This is a genomic window from uncultured Gemella sp. (assembly GCF_963537375.1).
Classification (GTDB): domain Bacteria; phylum Bacillota; class Bacilli; order Staphylococcales; family Gemellaceae; genus Gemella.
Genome location: NZ_CAUTDQ010000060.1, coordinates 1 through 6871, shown reverse-complemented (window position 1 = coordinate 6871; position 6871 = coordinate 1). Strand labels below are relative to the sequence as shown.

6 protein-coding genes are annotated in these 6871 nt (G+C 27.2%); all 6 read left to right on the top strand.

The features are described 5' to 3' along the window. Window positions 1-1487: SIALI-17 repeat-containing surface protein (locus RYK99_RS08490; protein ID WP_399544180.1), on the top strand; the 1487-nt coding region annotated here is incomplete at its 5' end. Between the two features lie 289 nt (window positions 1488-1776). Continuing rightward, window positions 1777-2970, top strand: coding sequence for an MFS transporter (locus tag RYK99_RS08485; RefSeq protein WP_314991796.1), 1194 nt, complete (start codon window positions 1777-1779; stop codon window positions 2968-2970). A 66-nt stretch (window positions 2971-3036) separates the two neighbouring features. Next, the gene (locus tag RYK99_RS08480) at window positions 3037-3375 is read left to right on the top strand and encodes a hypothetical protein (RefSeq protein WP_314991795.1); all 339 of its coding nucleotides are present in this window, start codon (window positions 3037-3039) and stop codon (window positions 3373-3375) included. Between the two features lie 364 nt (window positions 3376-3739). Then, window positions 3740-4696 (top strand): ATP-binding cassette domain-containing protein, encoded by a 957-nt coding sequence (locus RYK99_RS08475; protein ID WP_314991793.1) that lies wholly within the window; start codon window positions 3740-3742, stop codon window positions 4694-4696. Then, window positions 4689-5477, top strand: coding sequence for an ABC transporter permease (locus RYK99_RS08470; RefSeq protein WP_314991792.1), 789 nt, complete (start codon window positions 4689-4691; stop codon window positions 5475-5477). Before RYK99_RS08475 ends, RYK99_RS08470 begins: the two co-directional genes overlap by 8 nt. Before the next feature lies 1 nt (window position 5478). Then, window positions 5479-6270, top strand: coding sequence for an ABC-2 family transporter protein (locus tag RYK99_RS08465; RefSeq protein WP_314991790.1), 792 nt, complete (start codon window positions 5479-5481; stop codon window positions 6268-6270). Window positions 6271-6871: the final 601 nt, after the last annotated feature.

The following is a 6871-nucleotide window of genomic DNA, read 5'->3' as shown; positions in this document are numbered from 1 at the left end:
CGACAGTAACACTACCAGAATATGAAGGCGGAGTAAATGCAGAAGAAAGTGCAGTACATAGTCTATCAGAATACAAAGAAACAATTGGGACAGTAGGAGAGGAACCAGCACCGACAGTAACACTACCAGAATATGAAGGCGGAGTAAATGCAGAAGAAAGTGCAGTACATAGTCTATCAGAATACAAAGAAACAATTGGGACAGTAGGAGAGGAACCAGCACCGGTAGTAACATTTCCAGAATACACAGGTGGAGTAAATGCAGAAGAAAGTGCAGTGCATAATCTACCAGAATACAATGGAGCAAATGGAACAGCAGGAGAGGAACCAGCACCGACAGTAACACTACCAGAATATGAAGGTGGAGTAAATGCAGAAGAAAGTGCAGTGCATAATCTACCAGAATACAATGGAGCAAATGGAACAGCAGGAGAGGAACCAGCACCGGTAGTAACACTTCCAGAATACATAGGCGGAGTGAATCTTGCAGAGAATTTAGTGAACGATCTAAAAGACTATACAGAAGCACTTGGAACAGCAGGAGACGAAGTAGTAACAAGAGAACCGCTACCAGAATATAAAGGCGGAGTGAATGCAGTAGAAAGTATAGTAAATGATGTAAAAGATTATACTGAAGCTATAGCGACGGTAGGAGATGAAGTAGCACCGGTAGTAACACTTCCAGAGTATACTGAAGCTAGTACTAAGTCTGCTGAAAAAGATGAGCAACAAAAAGTTACAGTACTAGAACAAACTGTAGGAAATAGAAAAATAAGTGTGCATTTCGATATCACAAAAATTCCAGCAGCTAAGTTCCACGTTGCAGAAGTAAAAGATGAAGCAGAATTAGCTGAGTTAAGTAATGAATTAAAAGCAATTAATCCAAAATATAAACTAGTAGATGTTTATGATTTGGAGCTTGCGGATTCTTCAGGGAATACTGTTGATTCAGTAGGAACTAAGAGAACTGTTACTGTAACTAATGCTAAAGGGAAATCAATAGTTTATTATGTTTATCGTGATGAAAATAATAAATTAAAATTAGAAAAATTACCAACTTATGACAATGGAAATGGAAGTATCGTTACTTTCGACACAACCCACTTTAGTAAATATGCTTTAGTAGAAGAACGAAGTGATGAAGAATCAGAAGAGTCAGAAACGGTACAACCAGATATAAGGGAAAAATTAAATTTATCTCAACCAGTGATTACACAATTTGAAACATTAGAAAATGAATCAACACTTGATAATACATGGAATCCATTTACAAAAGCTCAAGAGTCTACAGGTGAGAACGTTCGACAAGTTATGACTTCACACGATAATAAACCTACATTATCAATTGATAAAGCTGAAGTAAAAGTAGTGAAAAAAGAAGAAAGTAGAGTATTACCTAACACAGGATTACAAACTTCTTCATATGCATTATTACTAACTATCGCAGGATTAGCGGGAACAGCTGTATCAAGAAGAAAAAATAGATAATAATTGTGAGCTGTTGTAAAAGAACGACGTTGAATTATTGATATATAATTTTTAATACGTAAATATTTAATTTAGATAAGTGGATGTTATCCTGTAATGAGCAGGAGGCATCCACTTTGTTTTTTGATTAATTTATATGTGTATTCTCAAAAATACAGTTGAAAAATGCTTGATTTTTTCATATTGGTATTATTTTATTTTCATATTATAATAAATATAGTAATTATTTTTATGTTATGAAGAATAAGGTGAATTGTGAGTAGAAGGGAATTAATTTATGAATAAATGCGTGAGTGTTTTAAAAAATATTGATTTTATAAAGTATTTTTTTTCGATTAACTTTATCACATTAGCGCAATCTTTTGTTAGTATCAGTATTATCTGGTTGATTTATGAAGAAACTAAAAGCCCATTATTGATTGCTATTTTTGGTGTATTGACTCAATTGCCAGCTATAGTTTTTGGACCATTAATATCAAAAGTGTTAGATAGGTTTAATATTGGAAAAGCGATGTTCTTGTTTTTACTACTAAGAGCTGGTATTTTTCTTATTATTTTTTTATTGCCATTTAATGATAAAATCTCTTTGAGCATTATAGGATTATTGATAGGTTTGAATAGTGTTATAGGAATTCCTTTATCAGCGGGAGGAGATATAATAATAAAAGAGGTATGTAATGATGAACAATTAGTAACAGCTAATGCATTGATGATAATATTTTTCGATATCTCTTATATCTTTGGTTCGATTTCTGTTGCGATAATGGGAGTGTTAGGTAATAATAGAATAGCTTTTATAATAGGTGCTGTATTATTTTTCATTTCAGCGATTATAATAAGTACAATAAAAAGTGATGAAATATTTAGTAACAGTGAAGATAGACAAGGAAAATATACCATATTTAGTTCTATGAAGTATATTGTAAAAAATAGTGAAATATTCCTTATGACAATTAATACGACATTGTGGAATATGTTAACTTGGGGAAGTTTTATCGTTTTATTACCAATATATGTAGAACAAAATCTAAATAATAATAGTGTAGCGTATGGAATATTAAATTCTTTACAATCTGTTGGTATTATACTGGCTTCGCTTATAATAGGTTTGCAATTTATATCAAAAATTAAAATAGAAAAATTAATTTGCCTAGGCATTATAGTGCATTGTTTATTATTGATACTGTTTTATTTTAGTACGAATATTATTCTTTCAGTAATTATACTTATTATAGCAGGAGTCGCTTCAGCCCCAGTACTGATTTATAAAGCAACATTCTTCCAAAGAAAAATTTCTAGAAAAATAATGGGGCAAGTATTATCATTAATTCTAGTTTTAGGAAGTGTCTTGTATTCTCTAGGAGGTATAATAATAGCGTTTCTGATAGAAAAATTAGGAAAAGAATATTTTTCATATATAAATTTATATTCTTTAATTATCATTATAGTAATATCACTAATGAGTCTTAAAAAAATATCGTAGATTTTTTGTTAAGAGCGGATAGTGTAATTATATATAAATAAGTACATTAGAAAGGGGAAGATAATTATGGATCCTATGATTGAAAAAATGTTTAATGATAATTTACTAAATTTTAAAATTATTGCTGAACTAGTAGATTATTTAAGGGTTAAGCACGGTGAGGAACCGTCATTTACATTTGCTTGTTTTAAAAATGGGTTAAATATAGAACAAACTGAAGATTTGCTTATGTTCTATTCAGATATTACTGATGAAATAGCAGCCGAAGATATACATTTATTAGATAGAAATTTATTAATAGAAAAAACTAAAGAAAAAATTTCAAATTTGACAGATGATAATAAAATTGGAGAAATAGTAGACAGTTATATTAATTGTTACTTTTTGTTAAAAGAAGAAGGATGATTAGAAATTATGAAACCATAGAATTTATTTGTTACTTAATTTATGATAAGTGGAAATTAAAAAAAGAAAAGAAAGAGTTAAAAAACAATAGTAATAAATGATTAAGTATCAACCTCATTTCCTGATTTAGAGAGATGGGGTTGTTTTTTTATTATTTCAAAAATCACCGAATTCGCTAGCGAAAATAATTTACTTATCGTAAATTAAAAGAAAAATCAGTATAATATTCAGAAAATATTGACTTTACGAGAAAAACACGTTAATATAGTTAAAAATAGGAGAACAGATTCAAGAGAAATAGTAAAATTACTTGAAGAGAATCATTTAAAATTCGATAATAAATTTTAAAATAAGAGGAAATATTATGAAAGAGATAATTAGTGTTGAGAGTCTTAGTAAAGACTACATAATAAAAAATAGAGTTAGCTTTTTTAATACAGAAAAGACAGTTAAACAAGCGTTGAAGGATATAAATTTTAGTATTAAAGAAGGAGAAATTGTAGGATATATAGGAAATAATGGAGCTGGAAAATCTACAACTATAAAATTGCTGTTAGGAATACTAACTAGTACAAAAGGTTCAATAAAAGTATTCGGTAAAGATCCATTTATTAATAGGCAAAAAAATGCTAAAAATATAGGTGCGTTATTTGGACAAAAATCACATTTATGGTGGGATTTACCACTAATCGATTCTTTTGAGTATTTATCGAAAATCTATGAAGTAGACAATAAAGAATGGTTAGACTATTTGATAACAGAATTAAATGTAAAAGAGTACTTATATCAACCAGTTAGGCAACTATCTTTAGGACAAAGAATGCGTGGAGAGTTTATAGCTAGTATTATTCATAAGCCGCAATTAGTGTTTTTAGATGAACCGACAATCGGTTTAGATATAGAAACAAAGAAGAAAATCATGGAATTAATACTAAAAATAAATGAGAAATATAATACTACTATCATACTAACGACTCATGAGATTTCTGATATTGAAAAAGTATGTAAGAGAATGATTTTGATAAGTGATGGTGAAATCAATTATGATGGTGAAGTGAAGAGCTTCAAGCAGATTTTTAATAAATATAAAAAACTAAAAATGTACGGAGAGAATATAGTAGATTTAGATAAAGAAGGAATATTGCCTTTACGTACAAATGTTGATTCTAAAGAGTTTGTTTTTGATGAAACTAAATATAATATTTTGGATATAATAAAATTACTGCCGAGTGAAAGTATAATTACACAAACTGAAGTACTGGACTTAAATCTACAAGAGGTATTGCTTGTGAAGGATAAGACGGGTGATAAATATGAATAGATTTTTTGCTTATACTTTATATCAATACAAAAGTTTATTACAATACAAATTTAATACGATAATGCAGATAATTGCATCACTTTCTATGGTATTAATACAGTATAGTATCTGGATATATGTTGAAAAATACAATTCTAAAAATATTGATGAAATAATAACTTACGTACTGTTTGCGATTATTTTACAAATAGTTTTACCTATAAAAATAACTACCAATTTTGTATCTGAAAAAATTTTAAAAGGTATTATTATTAATTATTTGAATAAGCCTAATGGATTAATAGTTATAACATTTTTCTCTACTTTAGGAAATTTTCTCTATAAATTAAAATTTCAAGTACTACCAATTTTAGTTATTTATATTTTACTGTTTTATAATTTAATATTCAGAACTATTTCTCTTAAGAGATTTGTACTTTTTATATTCGTGTATATTTTGAGTTATATCGTTGCGTTTTTATTAGGTTATATTATTGCATTATTATCAACAGTATTTATAAGAATAAATGGTGTATCTGAATTAGTTAATGCTCTTCTTATTATTTTCGGTGGAGGATTGCTACCTTTAGATTTATATCCAAAATTATTATTGAAAATATCAGAGATAACTCCATTTTACGCTGTAATGTATGCACCTATTTCTATTATTGTACATGATAATGATTTAGGAAAAGTCTTATTTATTTTTGGTGTACAGATATTCTGGTTAATCATATTATTGATAATTTCAAAGAGACTATCACAATATGTATTTAATAAGTTTGATATAATGGGAGGTTAATATGAAGAAACATTTATATTTATATGCAGAGTTTTTTAAAATGGATGTAAAAAGGATATTGAGTTATAAACTAGATTTTATAATAGGAAATTTGGGCTATTTACTAGATACTCTTACAACATTGTTTGTATTACTTATTACGCTTAATTATACAGAATTAATCGGTGGTTTTTCTTTATATCAATTGTTGTTTTTATATGGTTTTCTAACACTAACATCAGCGTTATGGGAATTTTTCTTTGTTACTACTTTAGAAGTCCCATATTTAATTCAAACTGGAGAACTTGATTTATTTTTATTAAGACCACTTAATATTCTTTATCAATTTATTATTTTCCAATTAGATGAGGAAGCTTTATTTGAGTTAATTACAGGTATAGCTATTGTGATTTTTTCATTATATAACTTAGATATTGATGTAAATTATTTATTTATAATAAAATTCATTTTATTTACAATATCTGCGGTTCTAGTAAGAGAGGCTATATACTTAGCATTAGTATCAATTAGTTTCTTTTCGATAACAAATGATAGTATAAAATCAGTTTTATGGCAATTATATCAATTAGCAAATTATCCAGTTAATATTTATCCGTTTTTTATTAAAGTAGTACTAATAATTATTCCGTTCGCATTTGTGGGATATTTCCCAGTGGTAAATTTAATAAATTCGCATGATAGTTTTAATTTAGAAACATGGCTTTTAATATTATTTGGACCGCTTCTACTTATATTAATCTATAAAACAATATGGAATTTCGGATTAAAAAAATATCAAAGTACAGGATCATAATAGTTAAGAAGGTTAATGATTTTTAAGAAATAAGTATAAAGTAAATCACATAGGAGGTGTTTTTTATAGAATTTAATGTTAAATTAGCGAGAAGTTTGTATTTATGTTTGAACTTAAATTTGAGTGTTTTATATTCATACATAACGGTGAAATTTATATCTGTATATAATTTTCCTATATATTTTATTTTGTTAATAACTACTTTGATAGAAATATTTATTTTTCTAGATACTAGTTATTTCAGGATTTTAACTAGTATAAAAACAAAGTATTTTTATTATATATTAATAGTTTTTTCAGTAGTAGTGTTTATTCTTAAAAATAACATAAATTTATACTATGTCTTAACATTTTATTTTGTTTATTACTTATTAATATCAATAGTTCTGCTTAATTACAATTTATTTGTAATAGAGGGAAGTAAGTCTATCAAAGCTGGAGTGACAGATATATCCTTATATAGCAACTTGTCTAAATTACTTGGTTTTTCTTTAGGAAGTTATATTTATAAGGTGAATATTGATGAATATTTAATAGTATTTATAATTGTATATTTGTAAATGATGTGAGACAAAAAAAGTTAAAAATAAATACCTGATAT